At 62.0% G+C, this 16,624-nt stretch carries 18 protein-coding genes; 14 read left to right on the top strand and 4 right to left on the bottom strand.

Annotation, left to right across the window (positions count from 1 at the left end):
* Positions 1–174: 174 nt before the first annotated feature.
* Positions 175–1,290, bottom strand: coding sequence for an alanine dehydrogenase (gene ald, locus LB543_RS13950; protein WP_140758621.1), 1,116 nt, complete (start codon positions 1,288–1,290; stop codon positions 175–177).
* A gap of 157 nt (positions 1,291–1,447) precedes the next feature.
* On the opposite strand from ald, the gene LB543_RS13945 reads away from it, so the two are divergent.
* Positions 1,448–1,921, top strand: coding sequence for an Lrp/AsnC family transcriptional regulator (locus LB543_RS13945; RefSeq protein WP_015317948.1), 474 nt, complete (start codon positions 1,448–1,450; stop codon positions 1,919–1,921).
* Between the two features lie 49 nt (positions 1,922–1,970).
* On the opposite strand, the gene LB543_RS13940 is transcribed toward LB543_RS13945, so the two are convergent.
* Positions 1,971–2,630, bottom strand: a complete 660-nt coding sequence (locus tag LB543_RS13940) for a 5-formyltetrahydrofolate cyclo-ligase (protein WP_140811876.1) — start codon at positions 2,628–2,630, stop codon at positions 1,971–1,973.
* Between the two features lie 164 nt (positions 2,631–2,794).
* On the opposite strand from LB543_RS13940, the gene LB543_RS13935 reads away from it, so the two are divergent.
* Entirely contained in the window at positions 2,795–4,060 is a 1,266-nt protein-coding gene (locus LB543_RS13935; protein ID WP_224614500.1) for an NAD(P)/FAD-dependent oxidoreductase, read from the top strand.
* 150 nt (positions 4,061–4,210) lie between these two features.
* Positions 4,211–6,190, top strand: coding sequence for a bifunctional 2',3'-cyclic-nucleotide 2'-phosphodiesterase/3'-nucleotidase (locus tag LB543_RS13930; RefSeq protein ID WP_224614499.1), 1,980 nt, complete (start codon positions 4,211–4,213; stop codon positions 6,188–6,190).
* A 139-nt stretch (positions 6,191–6,329) separates the two neighbouring features.
* Here the strand turns inward: LB543_RS13930 and LB543_RS13925 are convergent, their stop codons facing one another.
* On the bottom strand, positions 6,330–7,586 hold the full coding sequence (locus LB543_RS13925; RefSeq protein ID WP_140758626.1) for an SAM-dependent methyltransferase: 1,257 nt from the start codon (positions 7,584–7,586) through the stop codon (positions 6,330–6,332).
* Between the two features lie 335 nt (positions 7,587–7,921).
* Here LB543_RS13925 and LB543_RS33920 point away from each other — a divergent pair, with 335 nt between their 5' ends.
* The 6 genes from LB543_RS33920 to LB543_RS13900 all read left to right on the top strand — a co-directional run bounded on the left by LB543_RS33920 (position 7,922) and on the right by LB543_RS13900 (position 11,132).
* The gene (locus LB543_RS33920; protein WP_263489212.1) at positions 7,922–8,056 is read left to right on the top strand and encodes a hypothetical protein; all 135 of its coding nucleotides are present in this window, start codon (positions 7,922–7,924) and stop codon (positions 8,054–8,056) included.
* A gap of 135 nt (positions 8,057–8,191) precedes the next feature.
* Positions 8,192–8,482, top strand: coding sequence for a Dabb family protein (locus LB543_RS13920; RefSeq protein WP_023812050.1), 291 nt, complete (start codon positions 8,192–8,194; stop codon positions 8,480–8,482).
* Between the two features lie 200 nt (positions 8,483–8,682).
* On the top strand, positions 8,683–9,564 hold the full coding sequence (locus tag LB543_RS13915; protein WP_224614498.1) for a VOC family protein: 882 nt from the start codon (positions 8,683–8,685) through the stop codon (positions 9,562–9,564).
* Positions 9,561–10,403, top strand: a complete 843-nt coding sequence (gene kdsA, locus LB543_RS13910) for a 3-deoxy-8-phosphooctulonate synthase (protein ID WP_140758629.1) — start codon at positions 9,561–9,563, stop codon at positions 10,401–10,403. Before LB543_RS13915 ends, kdsA begins: the two co-directional genes overlap by 4 nt.
* Before the next feature lie 75 nt (positions 10,404–10,478).
* Positions 10,479–10,682 carry a dodecin family protein gene (locus tag LB543_RS13905; RefSeq protein WP_224614497.1) on the top strand — a complete coding sequence of 68 codons (204 nt, stop codon included), beginning with the start codon at positions 10,479–10,481 and terminating at the stop codon, positions 10,680–10,682.
* 84 nt (positions 10,683–10,766) lie between these two features.
* A complete protein-coding gene (locus LB543_RS13900) occupies positions 10,767–11,132 on the top strand; it encodes a PRC-barrel domain-containing protein (RefSeq protein WP_140811869.1) in 366 nt (121 codons plus the stop codon).
* Positions 11,133–11,190: 58 nt separating this feature from the next.
* On the opposite strand, the gene LB543_RS33915 is transcribed toward LB543_RS13900, so the two are convergent.
* Positions 11,191–11,316 (bottom strand): hypothetical protein, encoded by a 126-nt coding sequence (locus tag LB543_RS33915; RefSeq protein ID WP_140758632.1) that lies wholly within the window; start codon positions 11,314–11,316, stop codon positions 11,191–11,193.
* A gap of 200 nt (positions 11,317–11,516) precedes the next feature.
* Between LB543_RS33915 and eno the strand changes: the two genes are divergently transcribed.
* The 5 genes from eno to LB543_RS13875 all read left to right on the top strand — a co-directional run.
* Positions 11,517–12,791, top strand: coding sequence for a phosphopyruvate hydratase (gene eno / locus LB543_RS13895; RefSeq protein WP_140811868.1), 1,275 nt, complete (start codon positions 11,517–11,519; stop codon positions 12,789–12,791).
* A 154-nt stretch (positions 12,792–12,945) separates the two neighbouring features.
* Positions 12,946–13,269 carry an FtsB family cell division protein gene (locus LB543_RS13890; protein WP_140758634.1) on the top strand — a complete coding sequence of 108 codons (324 nt, stop codon included), beginning with the start codon at positions 12,946–12,948 and terminating at the stop codon, positions 13,267–13,269.
* 191 nt (positions 13,270–13,460) lie between these two features.
* The gene (gene pdhA / locus LB543_RS13885) at positions 13,461–14,498 is read left to right on the top strand and encodes a pyruvate dehydrogenase (acetyl-transferring) E1 component subunit alpha (RefSeq protein WP_224614496.1); all 1,038 of its coding nucleotides are present in this window, start codon (positions 13,461–13,463) and stop codon (positions 14,496–14,498) included.
* A 15-nt stretch (positions 14,499–14,513) separates the two neighbouring features.
* Positions 14,514–15,911 carry a pyruvate dehydrogenase complex E1 component subunit beta gene (locus tag LB543_RS13880; protein ID WP_224614495.1) on the top strand — a complete coding sequence of 466 codons (1,398 nt, stop codon included), beginning with the start codon at positions 14,514–14,516 and terminating at the stop codon, positions 15,909–15,911.
* A gap of 18 nt (positions 15,912–15,929) precedes the next feature.
* On the top strand, positions 15,930–16,624 hold a 695-nt coding region (locus tag LB543_RS13875; protein ID WP_224614494.1), incomplete at its 3' end, for a biotin/lipoyl-containing protein.

Genomic DNA, 16,624 nt, shown 5'->3' with positions numbered 1-16,624 from the left:
AGGGAGATGGCCAATACAGGTATGACAAAAATGCAACAATGGGGGGCGAAGTGCCCTTACGGCACGTGCTTCAATGGATCTTCTGGGAAGCAGATTTGGCGCATCATCGCCAAAGAAAAAGCCCGCCGGAGCAAACCGGCGGGCAAGAGTATAAGTTGACTTTTTCTGGGTGTATTAGGCCGCCAGCACTGCTTTCGGCTCGACCAGTTCATAGCCGAGCGCTTCGGCGACCGCGCGGTTGGTGATCTTGCCCTTGTGGACGTTGAGACCGTTGCGCAGGTGATGGTCGTCGACCAGGGCCTTCAGGCCCTTGTCGGCGAGCTGTAGGCCGTAATGCAGCGTCGCGTTGTTCAGCGCATGGGCGGAAGTGACCGGCACGGCACCTGGCATGTTGGCGACGCAGTAGTGGATGACGCCGTCGACTTCGTAGGTCGGCTCGGCATGGGTGGTCGCGTGCGAGGTCTCGAAGCATCCGCCCTGGTCGATGGCGACATCGACCAATACCGAGCCCTTCTTCATGCCGGACAGCATTTCGCGGGTGACGAGCTTCGGTGCGGCAGCGCCCGGGATGAGCACGGCGCCGACGACGATGTCGGCCGAGAAACATTCTTCCTCGAGCGCCTCGACGGTCGAGTAACGGGTGTGGACCCGGCCGGCGAAGAGGTCGTCGAGCTGGCGCAGCCGCGGGATCGAGCGGTCGATGATGGTCACGTCGGCGCCAAGGCCGGCGGCCATGCGGGCCGCGTGGAGGCCAACGACGCCACCGCCGAGCACGGTGACCTTGCCTGGCAGCACGCCGGGTACGCCGCCAAGCAGCACGCCGCGGCCGCCATTGGCCTTCTGCAACGCCGTGGCGCCGGCCTGGATCGACAGGCGGCCGGCGACTTCCGACATCGGCGCCAGCAGCGGCAGCCCGCCACGATCGTCGGTCACGGTTTCGTAAGCGATTGCCGTCACGCCCGAAGCGAGCAGGCCCTTGGTCTGCTCCGGATCCGGGGCCAGGTGGAGATAGGTGTACAGGATCTGGCCTTCGCGCAGCTGCGCCCATTCATTGGGCTGCGGCTCCTTGACCTTGACGATCATGTCCGACTTGGCGAACACGTCGGCTGCCGTCTTGGCAATGGTGGCGCCGGCGGCGCGATAGGCGTTGTCATCGGCGCCGATGCCGGCGCCTGCGCCGGCTTCGACCAATACTTCATGGCCATGGGCGACATATTCGCGGACCGAGCCCGGCGTGAGGCCGACACGGTATTCGTGATTCTTGATTTCCTTGGGGCATCCGACGCGCATTTTCTTCTCCTGATCCGGGCCCTCTGGGGCTCACTCCCTGTATTGCTTCAGTGAACCATGAATCGGCGCGCAGGTGTTTGCGAATGCGCTTGCAGGAGAGCGCGTCCTTCGATAATCGTTGCGCAAAATGCATCGACATTCGCAGGAATCACGAAGAATGCCGCTCGACAGGATTGATATCGCCATTCTGGAGACATTGCAGAAGGATGGCCGGATGCCGAACGCGGCACTTGCCGAAAAGGTCGGCCTGTCGCAGTCGGCCTGCTCGCGTCGGCTCGACAATCTGGAGAAATCCGGAACCATCCGCGGTTATCACGCCCGGCTTTCCAACGCAGCCCTTGGCCACCAGATGACTGCAATCGTCCACATATCCCTGTCCGGCCAGTTCGAGAAGACGCTGTCGGACTTCGAGGCGGCGATCAAACGCTGTCCGAACGTGCTGTCATGCCACCTGATGTCGGGCGAGTACGACTATATCCTGAGGATCGCGGCCAAGGATCTCGTCGACTACGAGCGGATTCACAAGGAATGGCTGTCGGCAATGCCGCATGTAACGAAGATCAACTCGTCCTTCGCCTTGCGCGAAATCGTCGACCGGACGGCCATGGGGCTGAAGCCGGAAATGGCCTAGCGCCCGTCCGAAACCTCTTTCATGAACGAGCTTCGAAACGGGCTCCAACTTACGCCGTGGCAGCCTCCGTCACGATCCGGTCCATGGGGATGTCGTGCCACTGCGGATAGATGGTGGCGATGCGCTGCAATTCGTAGCCGACGCCGATGACCAATGGCTTGAACGACATGGCGGCCAGCGTGCGGTCGAAGAAGCCGCCGCCATAGCCCAGCCGATAGCTTGCGGGATCAATGCCGACAATGGGTGAGATGACGATGTCCGGCAGCACTGGATCGCCTTCGGCCGGGATCGGTATGTTCCAGACACCTTTTTCCAGGCGGTCGCCCGGTTTGTAGGCGCGAAAGATCAACGGCTGACCCTTTTCGACGACGACGGGCAACGCGGTGCGGCCGCCGTGCGCGTTGATCGACGCCATCCATGGCCGCAAATCCGGCTCGCCGCGAAACGGCCAGTAGAGGCTGACCATCAGGCCTGCCATGCCACCGATCACGGCGTCGAGGCCTTCCGCGATGCGTTGCGACATTGCCGTTCGCGCATCGGCGGAAACGGCAAGGCGTGCCGCGATCAGGCGTTCACGCTCGGCCTTGCGCCAGCGTCTGACGTCGGTCCAGTCGCTGAGCGGTGCTTGGAACGCGGGATCGAGTTCATGCATGAAGCAGGGCGACGAGGCATACTGTGCCGGACCCTGTTCGTCATGATCTTTAGCCATGCTTCACCTCATCTCGTGTTCGATGACGCTATACCTCGCGATACGATACAACATGTGCATTCACGACATGGAACGACGAGTCTCGCACACTGTCCCGCCATTGTTGCATTGCACAAAACCACCTACATCTAGCCAGGCAATCTTGCCCATCAAGGGTGAATGAAATGAGCGATGCCAGACATCATGTCGTCGTCGTCGGTGCCGGGTTCGGCGGCCTCGAATTCACCCGCGCTCTGGCTGGCGTGCCGGTGGGCATTACCATGATCGACAAGCGCAACCATCATCTGTTCCAGCCGCTGCTCTATCAGGTGGCAACCACGGCGCTGGCGACCTCGGAGGTGGCCTGGCCGATCCGCCATCTCCTGCGCAAGCGCAAGGATGCGACCACGCTGCTGGCCAATGTCACGGGGGTCGACCGGACCGGCAGACGTGTCTTGCTGGAGGATGGCAGCGCCGTCCCTTACGACACGCTGGTGCTCGCCACCGGGGCGCGCCACGCATATTTCGGCCATGACGAATGGGAGCCTTTCGCGCCGGGCCTGAAGACGTTGGAGGACGCCACCACCATTCGGCGCCGCATCCTCCTGGCCTTCGAGCAAGCGGAGCGGGAACCCGACCCCGCCAGGCGCCAGGCGCTGCTGACCATTGCCATCGTCGGCGGCGGGCCGACCGGCGTCGAACTCGCAGGAACCATTGCCGAACTGGCGCATGACACGCTGCGCGGCGAATTCCGCAACATCGATACGCGCCGGACGCGCGTGGTGCTGATCGAGGCCGGCGACCGCATTCTGGCCAATTTCGCGCCGAAGCTCTCCGATTATGCCGGGAGGGCGCTGGAACGGCTTGGTGTTGTGGTCGAACTCGGCCGGGCCGTTACGCGCTGCGATGCCGAAGGCGTGGTTTTTGGCGACACGGTTCTGCCGGCCCGCACGATCCTGTGGGCAGCCGGGGTTGCCGCTTCGCCAGCCGCCGAATGGCTGCGAGCGAAGGCGGACCGGGCCGGCAGGGTATTGGTCGAGCCTGATCTCAGCGTGCCCGGAAGCCCGGAAATTTTTGTCATCGGCGACGCAGCACTTGTGCTGCGGCCCGACGGACGGCCGGTGCCCGGCGTGGCGCCTTCCGCCAAGCAGGAGGGACGGCATGTTGCCGCGACCGTCAGGGCCAGGCTTGCCGGCGATACGAGCCCGCGGCCTTTCCACTACAAGCATGCCGGTGATCTGGCGACGATTGGCAAGCGCGCCGCTGCGATCGATTTCGGCTGGATCAAGCTGACCGGCTGGCTCGCCTGGTGGCTGTGGGGCATCGCCCATATCTATTTCCTGATCGGTTTCCGCAACCGGCTCGCCGTTTCGCTGAGCTGGCTATGGATCTACGTCACAGGCCAGCGCAGCGCCCGGCTGATCACCCAGGGCGACGACGACAAGAGCTGACTTTCTTCACCGCGCTTTTCATCCGGCCGTCATCTGGAGCTGATGGATTGGTGTGCCGATGCGCGCGACTTCTTGAGTGGACTTGAGCCCATTTCAGCGCGAAGTTCGCTTCGGGGCAGGGCTTGTCAGGTCGTCGAAGAAGGAGAAAACATGTCGCAACTGCTCCATCCCGTCTCTCGCCGTGGTCTCCTTGCCGGGGCCGCCGCCACAGGGGCGCTGATCATGCTTCATCCCTTCTCCGCCCGTGCGCAGGCCAACCAGGCGCATCTGAGAATCATGGAAACCACCGATATCCATGTGAACGTGCTGCCCTATGATTACTACGCCGACAAAGCCAATGACACGATGGGCCTGTCGCGCACGGCGTCGCTGATCGATGCGGTGCGCAAGGAAGCCGCCAATTCGATGCTGATCGACAATGGCGACCTTTTGCAGGGCAACCCGATGGGCGACTACATCGCCTATGAGAAGGGCCTGAAGGAGGGCGATCTCCATCCGATCATGAAAGGCATGAACCTGCTTGGCTACGAGTGCTCGACACTTGGCAACCACGAGTTCAACTACGGCCTGTCCTTTCTGGACAAGGTACTGGCCGGCGCCAATTTCCCGTTTGTCTGCGCCAATCTGATCCGGGGCACCGTGCTTGCCGCCAACCCGCGCGACGACAAGCTCTACCTCAAGCCCTACATAATCCTGGACAAGAAGATCAAGGACGGGTCAGGCGCGGACCAGCCGATCAGGATCGGCATCATCGGCTTCGTACCGCCGCAGATCATGGTCTGGGACCTCAAGAATCTCGAAGGCAACGTCAAGACGCGCGACATCGTCGAGGCGGCGAAGGCCTGGGTGCCGCAGATGAAGGAGGAGGGCGCCGATATCGTCATCGCGCTCTCGCATTCCGGCATCGACGTCAAGCAGGGCGACATGATGGAGAACGCCTCGTTCTTCGTCGCCGGTGTCGAAGGCATCGACGCGGTCTTCACCGGCCACCAGCACCTGGTCTTCCCCGGCAAGAAGGATTTCCAAGCGCTCGAGGGCGTTGATACACAGAAGGGCACGCTGCAGGGCAAGCCTGCCGTCATGGGCGGTTTCTGGGGCTCGCATATGGGCCTGATCGACCTGATGCTGGAACGCGACGGGTCGAAGTGGAAAGTGGTCTCGGCGACGTCGGAGGCACGGCCGATCTTCGAGCGGGTCGACAACAAGAACAAGCCGACTGTCCCGGACGACAAGCGCATCATCGCCGCTCTCGAGCAGGACCACGAGGCGACGCTCGCCTATGTGCGCCGCCCTGTCGGCAAGACCTCGGCTCCACTCTATTCCTATTTCGCGCTGGTGGCCGATGATCCGTCGGTGCAAATCGTCAACCAGGCGCAGAGCTGGTATCTCAAGGATATCCTGAAGAGCACCCAGTGGAAGGACGTGCCGATGTTGTCGGCGGCGGCGCCCTTCAAGGCCGGCGGGCGCAGCGGCGCCGACTACTACACCGACGTGCCGGTGGGCGATATCGCAATCAAGAACGTCGCCGACCTCTATCTCTATCCGAACACGGTTCGCGCGGTTGAGATCACGGGTGCGCAGGTGAAGGAATGGCTGGAGATGTCGGCCGGCATCTTCAAGAAGATCGAGCCAGGGAAGGCCGACCAGCCGCTGATCGACACCGAATTCCCATCCTACAATTTCGACGTGATCGACGGCGTCAGCTACAGGATCGACTTGTCGCAGCCGCCGAAATACGATTCGAAGGGCGGCGTCGCCAATGCCGGTTCCAATCGCATTGTCGACCTGAAATTCGACGGCAAGCCAATTGATCCTGCAGCGAAATTCGTCGTTGCGACCAACAACTACCGTGCCGGCGGCGGCGGCAATTTTCCCGACATCAATGCCTCGAAGATTATCTACGAGGCGCCGGACACCAACCGCGACGTCATCGTCCGCTACGTCGTCAGCCAAGGCACCATCAACCCCTCGGCGGATGGCAACTGGTCGTTCGCGCCGTTGCCGGGGACCAGTGTCGTCTTCGAAACGGGTGTCAAGGCAAAGGACTTCATTGCCGATGTGAAGTCGCTGAAGATCGAGCCGGCCGGCGAGGGTGAAGCTGGTTTTGCCAGATACCGCATCCTTCTCTGATCCGGTCGTCAAAGCCGGAGGCGGTCAGATTTGGTCGCATCCCCAAGCCCCAGTCGGCCACGTGGCCAATGCTTCACAGGGCGATGTCGAGATCATGCCGATATTGCCGTTGGCAAGGAAGTCGACGTGCGTGCCCAGCCTACGCCTTGTAGACCACCTGGCGCACGTCGATATAGCTGGTGCGGAAACCGGCCTCGCAGTAATGCAGGTAGAATTCCCATAGCTTCTTGAAACGATCGTCGAAGCCGAGCGGCACGATCTTCTCCCACGACTCCCGGAAGCGCTGGCGCCATTCTGCAAGCGTGCGGGCATAGTCCTCGGGGAAAACGTGTTCGCGTAAATGGGCAAGGCCATGCGTGGCGCCAAGCGACTTCAAGATGGACGGCGTTGGCAGCATGCCGCCCGGGAAGACGTAGCGCTGGATGAAATCCGGCCTGGCGCGATAGGTGTCGTAGGCGGCTTCGTTGATGGTGATGATCTGGAGGCCCGCAGTGCCGCCGGGCTTCAGGCAGGTCTTCATCTTGGAGAAGAATACCGGCCAGTATTTCTCGCCGACCGCTTCGAACATCTCGATCGAGGCGATGCGATCGTAGGTGCCGGTTTCGTCGCGGTAATCCTGCAACTTGATGTCGACCTTGTCCGTCAGCCCGGCCCTGGCGATGCGCGCCTTGGCGAAGTCATGCTGCTCGCGGCTGATGGTCAATCCGGTAACCCGGCAGCCGATTTCGCGTGCCGCGAATTCGGCAAAGCCGCCCCAGCCGCAGCCTATCTCCAGCACATGATCCTTTCCGCCGATGCCCGTATCCCTGGCCAGCGCCCTGTACTTGGCGGCCTGGGCGCTCTCGAGATCATCGGCGCCATTGGCATAAAGCGCCGAGGAATAGGTCATGCTCGGGTCGAGCCATTCATTGTAGAAGGCGTTGCCGAGATCGTAATGCGCCGAAATATTGCGCTTCGACCCCGTGCGTGTGTTCTCGTTGAACCAGTGGCGGATGCGCTGGACCGTGTTGATGAGCCAGCTGGCGCCGCCCGCGACGCGTTCGCCAATCGCCGAATTGACCACGAACAGTTCGAGGAAGCTGGTGACGTCAGGGCTTTCCCAATCGCCGTCCATATAGGATTCGGCAACGCCGATCGTGCCGCCCGAAAAGGCGCGGCCCGGCAGGCGCCAGTTCTTGAGCACGAGTTCGGCGTCGGGACCCGGCGCCTTGCCGCCGACGAGAACGGCGCGGCCGTCTGGCATTCTGACCTTCAGCGAACCGCGCGGCAGGTTCATGGCCGCCGACAGTACCATGCGCGCCTTGGCCGGCAGTCCCTTGACGATCTCGGCGAAGTTGAATTCATCGAGCCTGACCGCGTCGCCCGGCGCTATGCCGTGATGTTCCCCGTGTCCCATTCCATGCCCCTGGATCTCCGTGGTGTCGGTGCAATTGCCGAGCCACGGTTCTCTTGGATCATCCGCCGGGTTCGAACGCCTTGCCTCGACCGGCAGCTTGCGAATCCGGCGACAGGCGGGCTCGAACAAAGCGCACACCCCTTTTGGCCAGGGCTTCAGCGCTTCCAGTGAATGCCTGCCACAATCTTCCACGTCATGAGGGGGAACTTCAAGAGGCATGCCGACAGCTGGACTGTGCCACGCGGCGCCGGCATCCGACGCCTCGTGTAAGGTTGCTGCAGCCCGAAATCTAAAACCCCTATGGCAGCAGCAGCGCTGGTGCGATAGCTTTAGCCATGCGTTATGTAATTGTCATTGCCGCCATCGCGTTCTTCCTGATCTGGGACGGCCTCTACAATCAGGGCCGGTATCTCGACGTCACGGTCAGGGAGGTTTCCCATGCGGTCCGCTACGTCACCGGCAAGACCTAGACATCCCCTTCAAATTGGGCAGCTGAGGTCCAGCATCGATCGAGGCGGGTCGCAAGGATGTGTGGCGCCATGACCGGTTGACGCGAAGAGACCGCCGTCACAGAAGACCCCGACATTCAGATCGAGGAGGCGGGATTGATCCGGCATATCGTTTTCTTCAGCGCACGGCGCAAGGAAGATGTGGAAGCAGTTCGCACCGGCCTGCTGGCGCTTGGCGATATTCCTCATTCCAGCCTCTTCGAGGTCACGTTGAACACCAAGGTCGACCCGCTGTCGGATGAAGTCGATGTCGTCGTCTACGCGGAATTCGCCGATGATGCGGCGCTGGCCGCCTACAAGGCGCACCCGCTCTATGCGCAGACCACCAGCAAGGTCAAACCAATGCGCGAACTGCGCTATTCCGCCGATGTCGTGGCCGGAAGCTGATCCAGCGCTTGCTCCGGAAGGTGCCGTTCGCGGCGCCCCATGAAGTAGCCGGGCAGCACGTGAAGGCCGCCGGGAAGGTTATTGGCCTTCCGCCAGGCCCTCAATTCGGTTAGCGCGACGCCAAAGGCAAAGTCCACGCGATGCCGCCGCCGGCGATCAAGTCTTGAACCGATCTTCCGAATGATGCACATCGCGCTTCCATGACCTCATCAGGCATTCATCCGCTCGATCATCTGGTTCTGCCGACGCAGAGCCTCGATGCGGCGCGCGCCCGGCTCAACGTGCTTGGCTTCGTGGTCGCTCCGGCAGGCATCCATCCGTTCGGTACGGAAAATTGCTGTGTTTTCTTCGCCGACGGCACCTATCTGGAGCCGCTTGCGATCGGTGATCGGCAGGCGGCGGCGAAGGTCATCGCCGAGGGCAATGTCTTTGTCGCGCGCGACCGCCTTTATCGCGAAAGTCGTGGCGATGAGGGATTTTCCGCGGTGGTTCTTGGCACGGACAATGCCGATGGCGACCATGAACGCTATGTCGAAGCCGGCCTGTCGGCGGGAGACACGCTGAGCTTCTCGCGAGCCTTCACCGACACGGCGGGGAAAAGCGATACGGCGTCGTTCAAGCTCGCCTTTGCTGCGGCTCATGGCCAAACGGACGCATTCCTTTTTGCCTGCCAGCGCATCAATGCCCCGAAAGTGGACCGCGCAGCATTGCAGGCTCACCCCAATGGCGTCGACGGAATTGTCGAGGTGATTGCAATCAGCGGCGCTCCCGCCGAGCAGCACCGGCTGATTTCAGTGGCGGTCAACGCCCCGTCCGCCGATGCGCAAGGCGGCGCTTTTCATCTGCCGAATGCGGTCTTGACCGTGCTGGACGCCGCCTCTTTCACGGCGCGCTTTGGAATACCGGCCGGGGCGCCATCGGAATTGCGCTTCGCGGCCGTGATATTTTCGATCCGTGACATTGGCGCCGCCGCAAGCCTGCTTGCGGCCAATGCCATCCAGCACGATATGTCGGGCAATGACATCGTCGTGCGGCCGGCATCCGGGCAGGGCGCGGCTTTCATCTTTCGGGAGATACAATGAACAACCCCCTGGCGCCCAATTCGTCGGTAACCGTCGGCAATGTCGTCTTCGACAATGCGGCACCCCTGGCGCTGATCGCCGGTCCATGCCAGTTCGAATCGCGCCAGCACGCCTTCGACATGGCCGGTGCGCTGAAGGAACTGACCGGCAGGCTCGGCATCGGCCTCGTTTACAAGACGAGCTACGACAAGGCCAACCGTACCTCGCTTTCGGCGACGCGGGGCGCCGGCATGGACGCCGCACTTCCCGTCTTCGACGAGTTGCGCAAGGAATTCTCGCTTCCCGTGCTGACCGATGTTCACACCGAGGAACAGTGCGCGATCGTTGCGCCGCATGTCGATGTGCTGCAGATACCGGCCTTCCTGTCGCGCCAGACAGATATGCTGGTCGCCGCCGCAAGGACGGGCAAGGTCATCAATGTCAAGAAGGGGCAGTTCCTTGCCCCCTGGGACATGAAGAACGTGGTCGCCAAGATCACCGGTTCGGGCAACGCCAATGTGCTGACCACCGAGCGCGGCGCTTCTTTCGGCTACAACACGCTGGTGTCGGATATGCGCGCTCTGCCTGTCATGGCCGAGATCGGCGCCCCGGTGATCTTCGACGCCACCCATTCGGTGCAGCAGCCGGGCGGCCAGGGCGGGTCGTCTGGCGGCGAGCGCCGCTTTGTCGAGACGCTGGCCCGCGCGGCCGTTGCCGTTGGGGTTGCCGGCGTCTTTATCGAGACCCACCAGGACCCAGACAATTCGACCTCGTCCGACGGCCCGAATATGCTGCCGCTGAAAGACATGCCGGCACTTCTGGAAAGGCTGATGGCCTTCGACAGGATTGCAAAGGGCTGAAAAGCCAACGTCTTGTAGCAAACAAACCCCAGTTGTACGCTTGTCCGGCAAATAAGCGTTTGGCAGGAGGAAGCCATGTCCGTAGCCCGCGTCACCGAAATCACCTCGTCGTCCAGCAAGAGCTTTCAGGACGCCATCGAGCAGGGAATTGCGCGCGCCTCGAAGACCCTGAAGAACGTCGAGGGCGCTTGGATTCAGGACCAGAAGATCGTTGTCGAGGACGGCACGATCGCGGCCTATCGCGTCAACATGAAGGTGACTTTCATCCTCGCGGAGTGATCAGGCAGCCGCCAAAAAAGTCGGGAACTTTCGCCGACGCCCCTCATTGTCAGGCAGAGTTCAACGACAACGAGGAGTATGATTATGACAACCCAGACAGGCCACACCGAAGCCATTGCCGCTTCGCGGGTGATCGGCACCAGCGTCTACAACACCCAAGGCGACAGCATCGGCAGCATCGAGGACGTCATGCTCGACAAGACGTCGAACGGCATCATGTTCGCTGTGATCGGGTTTGGCGGCTTTCTCGGCATCAGCGAAAAGTACCATGCCATTCCATGGGCGAGCCTCGACTACGACGAGGATAAGGGCGGCTATGTCGTGCCCTTCACCAAGGAACAGCTGAAGGCAGCGCCTGCCCATTCGATCAACGAACTGGCCGGCGCGGATGGCGAGAGCGCGCGCGACGAATCCTATCAGTATTACAAAGTCAGGCCCTATTGGCATTGACGCCACAATTGAAAAAGGGGGTCGTTTCGACGGCCCCCCTTTTCGATTCAACGCAACGCTACTCGCTAGTGTGCAAGGCCGGCAAAGGCGCGATGGCCTTTGGCGGTGACTGCTGATTGTCGCACGACGTCAGGAACGCCGCGGCGATCAGGAACAGACTGACGATACCGCTCAACTCAGACATGGCGAAACTCCTCCTGTTTCGCCCCGCGCGACAACATCTATAACCCGGAATGCGCGTCTGGTGGCATGACTTATGATGACGGGAACTTGCGCTTCGTGAATCGAGCGAACGGCAATATTCGGCCAGGGCCCGATTGCCTTTTGCGTCGCTTTGGCTAAGACGGGCGCGACCCTTTCTCCAGATCAATCGAGGACATCGCAATGACCGCCATCATCGATATTGTCGGGCGTGAAATCCTGGACAGCCGTGGAAACCCGACCGTCGAGGTCGATGTCGTTCTCGAAGACGGTTCGATGGGCCGCGCCGCGGTGCCGTCGGGTGCCTCGACCGGCGCCCACGAAGCCGTCGAGCTTCGCGACGGCGGCGCCCGCTATCTTGGCAAGGGCGTGCTCAAGGCCGTCGAAGCTGTCAACGGCGAACTGTTCGAGGCGATCGGCGGCATGGAGGCCGAAAACCAGATCCATATCGATCAGACCATGATCGAGCTTGACGGCACGCCCAACAAGAGCCGGCTCGGCGCCAACGCCATCCTGGGCGTTTCGCTGGCGGTGGCGAAGGCCGCGGCCGATGCCGCCGGCTTGCCGCTCTATCGCTATGTCGGCGGCACCAAGGCGCATGTCCTGCCGGTGCCGATGATGAACATCATCAATGGCGGCGCGCATGCCGACAATCCGATCGACTTCCAGGAATTCATGATCCTGCCGGTCGGCGCGCCGACGCTGCGCGAAGGCGTGCGCTGGGGTTCGGAAATCTTCCACACGCTACGCAAGAAGCTGAAGGATGCCGGCCACAACACCAATGTCGGCGACGAGGGTGGCTTCGCGCCGAACCTGAAGAGCGCGCCGGTGGCGCTCGACTTCATCATGGAATCAATCGAGAAGGCCGGATTCAAGCCGGGCGAAGAGATCGCGCTCGGCCTCGATTGCGCCGCGACCGAGTTCTTCAAGGACGGCAACTATGTCTACGAGGGCGAGAAGAAGACGCGTGACCCCAAGGCGCAGGCCAAGTACCTCGCCAAGCTCGCCGCCGACTACCCGATCATCTCGATCGAGGACGGCCTTGCCGAGGATGACTGGGAAGGCTGGAAATATCTGACCGACCTGATCGGCAAGAAGACGCAGCTTGTCGGCGACGATCTCTTCGTCACCAACACGGCGCGCCTGCGCGACGGCATCCGCATGGGCGTTGCCAATTCGATCCTGGTCAAGGTCAACCAGATCGGCTCGCTGACCGAGACGCTCGACGCGGTCGAGACCGCACACAAGGCTGCCTACACCGCCGTCATGTCGCACCGTTCGGGCGAGACCGAGGATTCGACCATCGCCGATCTCGCCGTCGCCACCAATTGCGGACAGATCAAGACCGGCTCGCTGTCGCGGTCGGACCGCATGGCCAAATACAACCAGTTGATCCGCATCGAAGAAGAACTCGGCAAGCAGGCGCGTTACGCCGGCAGATCGGTGATCAAGAGCTGATCCGGCCCGCACATCGTCGATACAGAGAGGGCGGGACATCCCGCCCTTTTTCATTGTGCGCCCGGCATGGGGCGGCCCCCGTAACCGTCCGTTAAGCACAATCAGGTGAAAAAGGCTTCGAGCCGTTTGAGTTCGCGGCCACGGGGAATCGGTCATGTGGACGCGTCAGCACAAGCAGAGAAACACCGGGCGCCTGATCATTCCCTCGCTGTGCGTGGTGTTCCTGGCCTATTTCGGCTTCCACGCCTATCACGGCGAATTCGGCATCAATTCGAAATACAAGCTGGAGGCCGAGACGGCCGCGCTGCAGGGTCAGCTCGATGCGATCAAGGCGCGCAGGATGGAGCTTGAGCGGCGCGTCAAGCTCATGCACGATGGCACGCTGGAGAAGGACATGCTCGACGAGCAGGCGCGTAAGGCGCTCAATCTGTCCCAGGCCGATGAGATCACCATCATGCTGCCGGCTCCGACAAAATAACCGATATCAGGTTAATCACCAATATTTTCAATGATTTTAATTGCTTAGGTGCATGCCAGCTATGCAATTTCGACATGGCGGAACGCCTTTCTACGTGTTAGCCTCCCATAAATCGAAGGGGAGGGCGATCTCCCCGGAGCAGGTTCATCTTGCTCCAGTGTCCGTAAAGAGACGCCAACAGGGAGTGATGCATGGCCACCGCAGCCAGAAAAGCGCCTGCCAAATCGAAATCCGACGGCAAATCCGGTCTGTCGGCACCCAAGCCTGCTGACTTCACCAAGGACGACGAGCTTGCCGCCTACCGGCACATGCTGCTCATCCGCCGCTTCGAGGAAAAGGCCGGCCAGCTCTACGGCATGGGCTTCATCGGTGGCTTCTGCCACCTCTATATCGGCCAGGAAGCCGTCGTCACCGGCATGAAGATGGCGCTGATCGACGGCGACCAGATGATCACGGCCTATCGCGACCACGGTCACATGCTGGCGATGGAGTTGTCGCCGCGTGGCGTGATGGCCGAGTTGACCGGACGCCGCGGCGGCTTGTCGAGGGGCAAGGGCGGCTCCATGCACATGTTCTCCAAGGAGAAGCATTTTTATGGCGGTCACGGCATTGTCGGTGCGCAGGTTTCGCTCGGCACGGGTCTGGCCTTCGCCAACCGCTACCGCGACAACAACAATGTCTCGCTGACCTATTTCGGCGACGGCGCCGCCAACCAGGGCCAGGTCTATGAAAGCTTCAACATGGCCTCGCTGTGGAAGCTGCCGGTGATCTACATCATCGAGAACAACCGCTACGCCATGGGCACCTCGGTTTCGCGCTCTTCAGCGGAGACAGACTTCTCGCATCGCGGCGCTTCCTTCAAGATTCCCGGCATTCAGGTCGACGGCATGGACGTACGCGCGGTCAAGGCCGCCGGCGATCTCGCGACCGAATGGTGCCGCGCCGGCAATGGCCCGCTGATCCTCGAAATGCAGACCTACCGTTATCGCGGCCACTCGATGTCCGATCCCGCAAAATACCGGTCGAAGGAAGAAGTGCAGAAGATGCGCTCCGAGCACGACCCGATCGAGCAGGTCAAGGCGCGGCTGATCGAGAAGAAGTGGGCGACCGAGGACGAGCTCAAGACCATCGACAAGGAGGTTCGCGACATCGTCGCCGATGCCGCCGAATTTGCCCAGAACGATGCAGAGCCGGATCCGTCCGAGCTCTGGACCGATATCGTATTGTAAGGGGAGGGCCAGGACATGCCGATCGAAATTCTCATGCCCGCTCTCTCGCCGACCATGGAAGAGGGCAATCTTTCCAAGTGGTTGAAGAACGAGGGCGACAAGGTCGTCGCCGGTGACGTCCTCGCCGAGATCGAAACCGACAAGGCGACGATGGAGGTCGAAGCCGTCGACGAAGGTACGCTGGGCAAGATCGTGGTTCCCGCCGGCACCGAAGGCGTCAAGGTCAACGCGGTGATCGCCGTTCTGCTGCAGGACGGCGAGAGCGCCGCCGATGTCGCCAAGTCCGCGGCTCCTGCCAAGGGGGAAGCGCCGGCAAAGGCGGAAGCGCCGGCCGAGGACAAGGCGGAGGTGGCAAAGCCAGCCGCCGCACCTGTCGCGGCTGCCCCGAAAACGGAAATTGCCGCCGATCCGGACATTCCGGCCGGTACCGAGATGGTCTCGACCACCGTGCGTGAAGCGCTGCGCGATGCCATGGCCGAGGAAATGCGCCGCGACGGCGATGTCTTCGTCATGGGCGAGGAAGTCGCCGAATACCAGGGCGCCTACAAGATCACGCAAGGCCTGCTGCAGGAATTCGGACCGCGTCGCGTCGTCGACACGCCGATCACCGAACATGGTTTTGCCGGCGTTGGCGTCGGTGCGGCGATGGCCGGCCTGAAACCGATCGTCGAGTTCATGACCTTCAACTTCGCCATGCAGGCGATCGACCAGATCATCAACTCCGCCGCCAAGACGCTCTATATGTCGGGCGGCCAGATGGGCGCGCCGATCGTGTTCCGTGGGCCGAACGGCGCCGCGGCCCGCGTAGCCGCCCAGCACTCGCAGTGCTATGCCGCCTGGTACAGCCACATTCCGGGCCTGAAGGTCGTGATGCCGTATACGGCCGCCGACGCCAAGGGTTTGCTCAAGGCGGCGATCCGCGATCCGAACCCGATCATCTTCCTCGAGAACGAGATCCTCTACGGCCAGTCCTTCGACGTGCCGAAACTGGACGACTTCGTGCTTCCGATCGGCAAGGCGCGGATCCACAAGGCAGGCAAGGATGTCACCATCGTCTCCTTCGGCATCGGCATGACCTATGCCGTCAAGGCTGAAGCCGAGCTGCGCGGCATGGGTATCGACGCCGAGATCATCGATCTCAGGACCATCCGTCCGCTCGATCTCGACACCGTCATCACCTCGGTCAAGAAGACCAACCGGCTGGTCGTGGTCGAAGAAGGCTACCCGCAGAATTCGGTCGGGGACCATATCGCCAACCAGGTCTCGCAGCGCGCCTTCGATTTCCTCGACGCACCGGTCATCACCATTGCCGGCAAGGACGTGCCGATGCCCTATGCGGCCAACCTCGAAAAGCTGGCATTGCCGAACGTCGGCGAGGTCATCGAGGCCGTCAAAGCCGTCGCATATCGCTGAACCGGGCGGGAGGACAAAATGCCAATCAACATCACCATGCCGGCGCTCTCGCCCACGATGGAAGAGGGCAATCTCTCCAAGTGGCTGGTCAAGGAAGGCGACAAGGTTTCGCCGGGCGATGTCATCGCCGAGATCGAGACCGACAAGGCGACGATGGAGGTCGAGGCCGTCGATGAGGGTACGGTTGCCAAGCTGGTCGTGCCGGCCGGAACCGAAGGGGTCAAGGTCAACGCGCTGATCGCCGTGCTTGCCGTCGAAGGCGAGGATGCGGGCGCCGCCGCCAAGAGCGGTGGCGATGCCGCGCCGGCGAAAGCCGAGGCACCGAAGGCTGAAGCTGCCAAGGCTGAAGCGCCGCAGCCCGAGGCGCCAAAGACCGAGACATCGAAGCCCGAGCCCGCCTCGGCAGCTCCGGCCGCCAACGGTCATGCGGCTGGCGACCGCACCTTTGCATCGCCGCTCGCGCGCCGCATCGCCAAGGAGGCGGGGGTCGATGTGTCGGCCGTGACCGGCACCGGCCCGCATGGCCGGGTGGTGAAAGCAGACGTCGATGCCGCTATCGCCGGCAGTGGTGCCAAGGCAGCGCCCGCCGCCAAGGCTCCGGCTGGCGCACCAGCCGTCGCGCCGGCAGTAAAGGCAATGTCGGACGACCAGGTGCTGAAGCTGTTCGAGCAGGGCTCTTATGACCTCGTCCCGCATGACGCCATGCGCAAGAC

The sequence above is a fragment of the Mesorhizobium sp. ESP7-2 genome (assembly GCF_020164715.1).
Taxonomy (GTDB): domain Bacteria; phylum Pseudomonadota; class Alphaproteobacteria; order Rhizobiales; family Rhizobiaceae; genus Mesorhizobium.
This window is presented reverse-complemented; position numbering and strand designations above follow the sequence as displayed.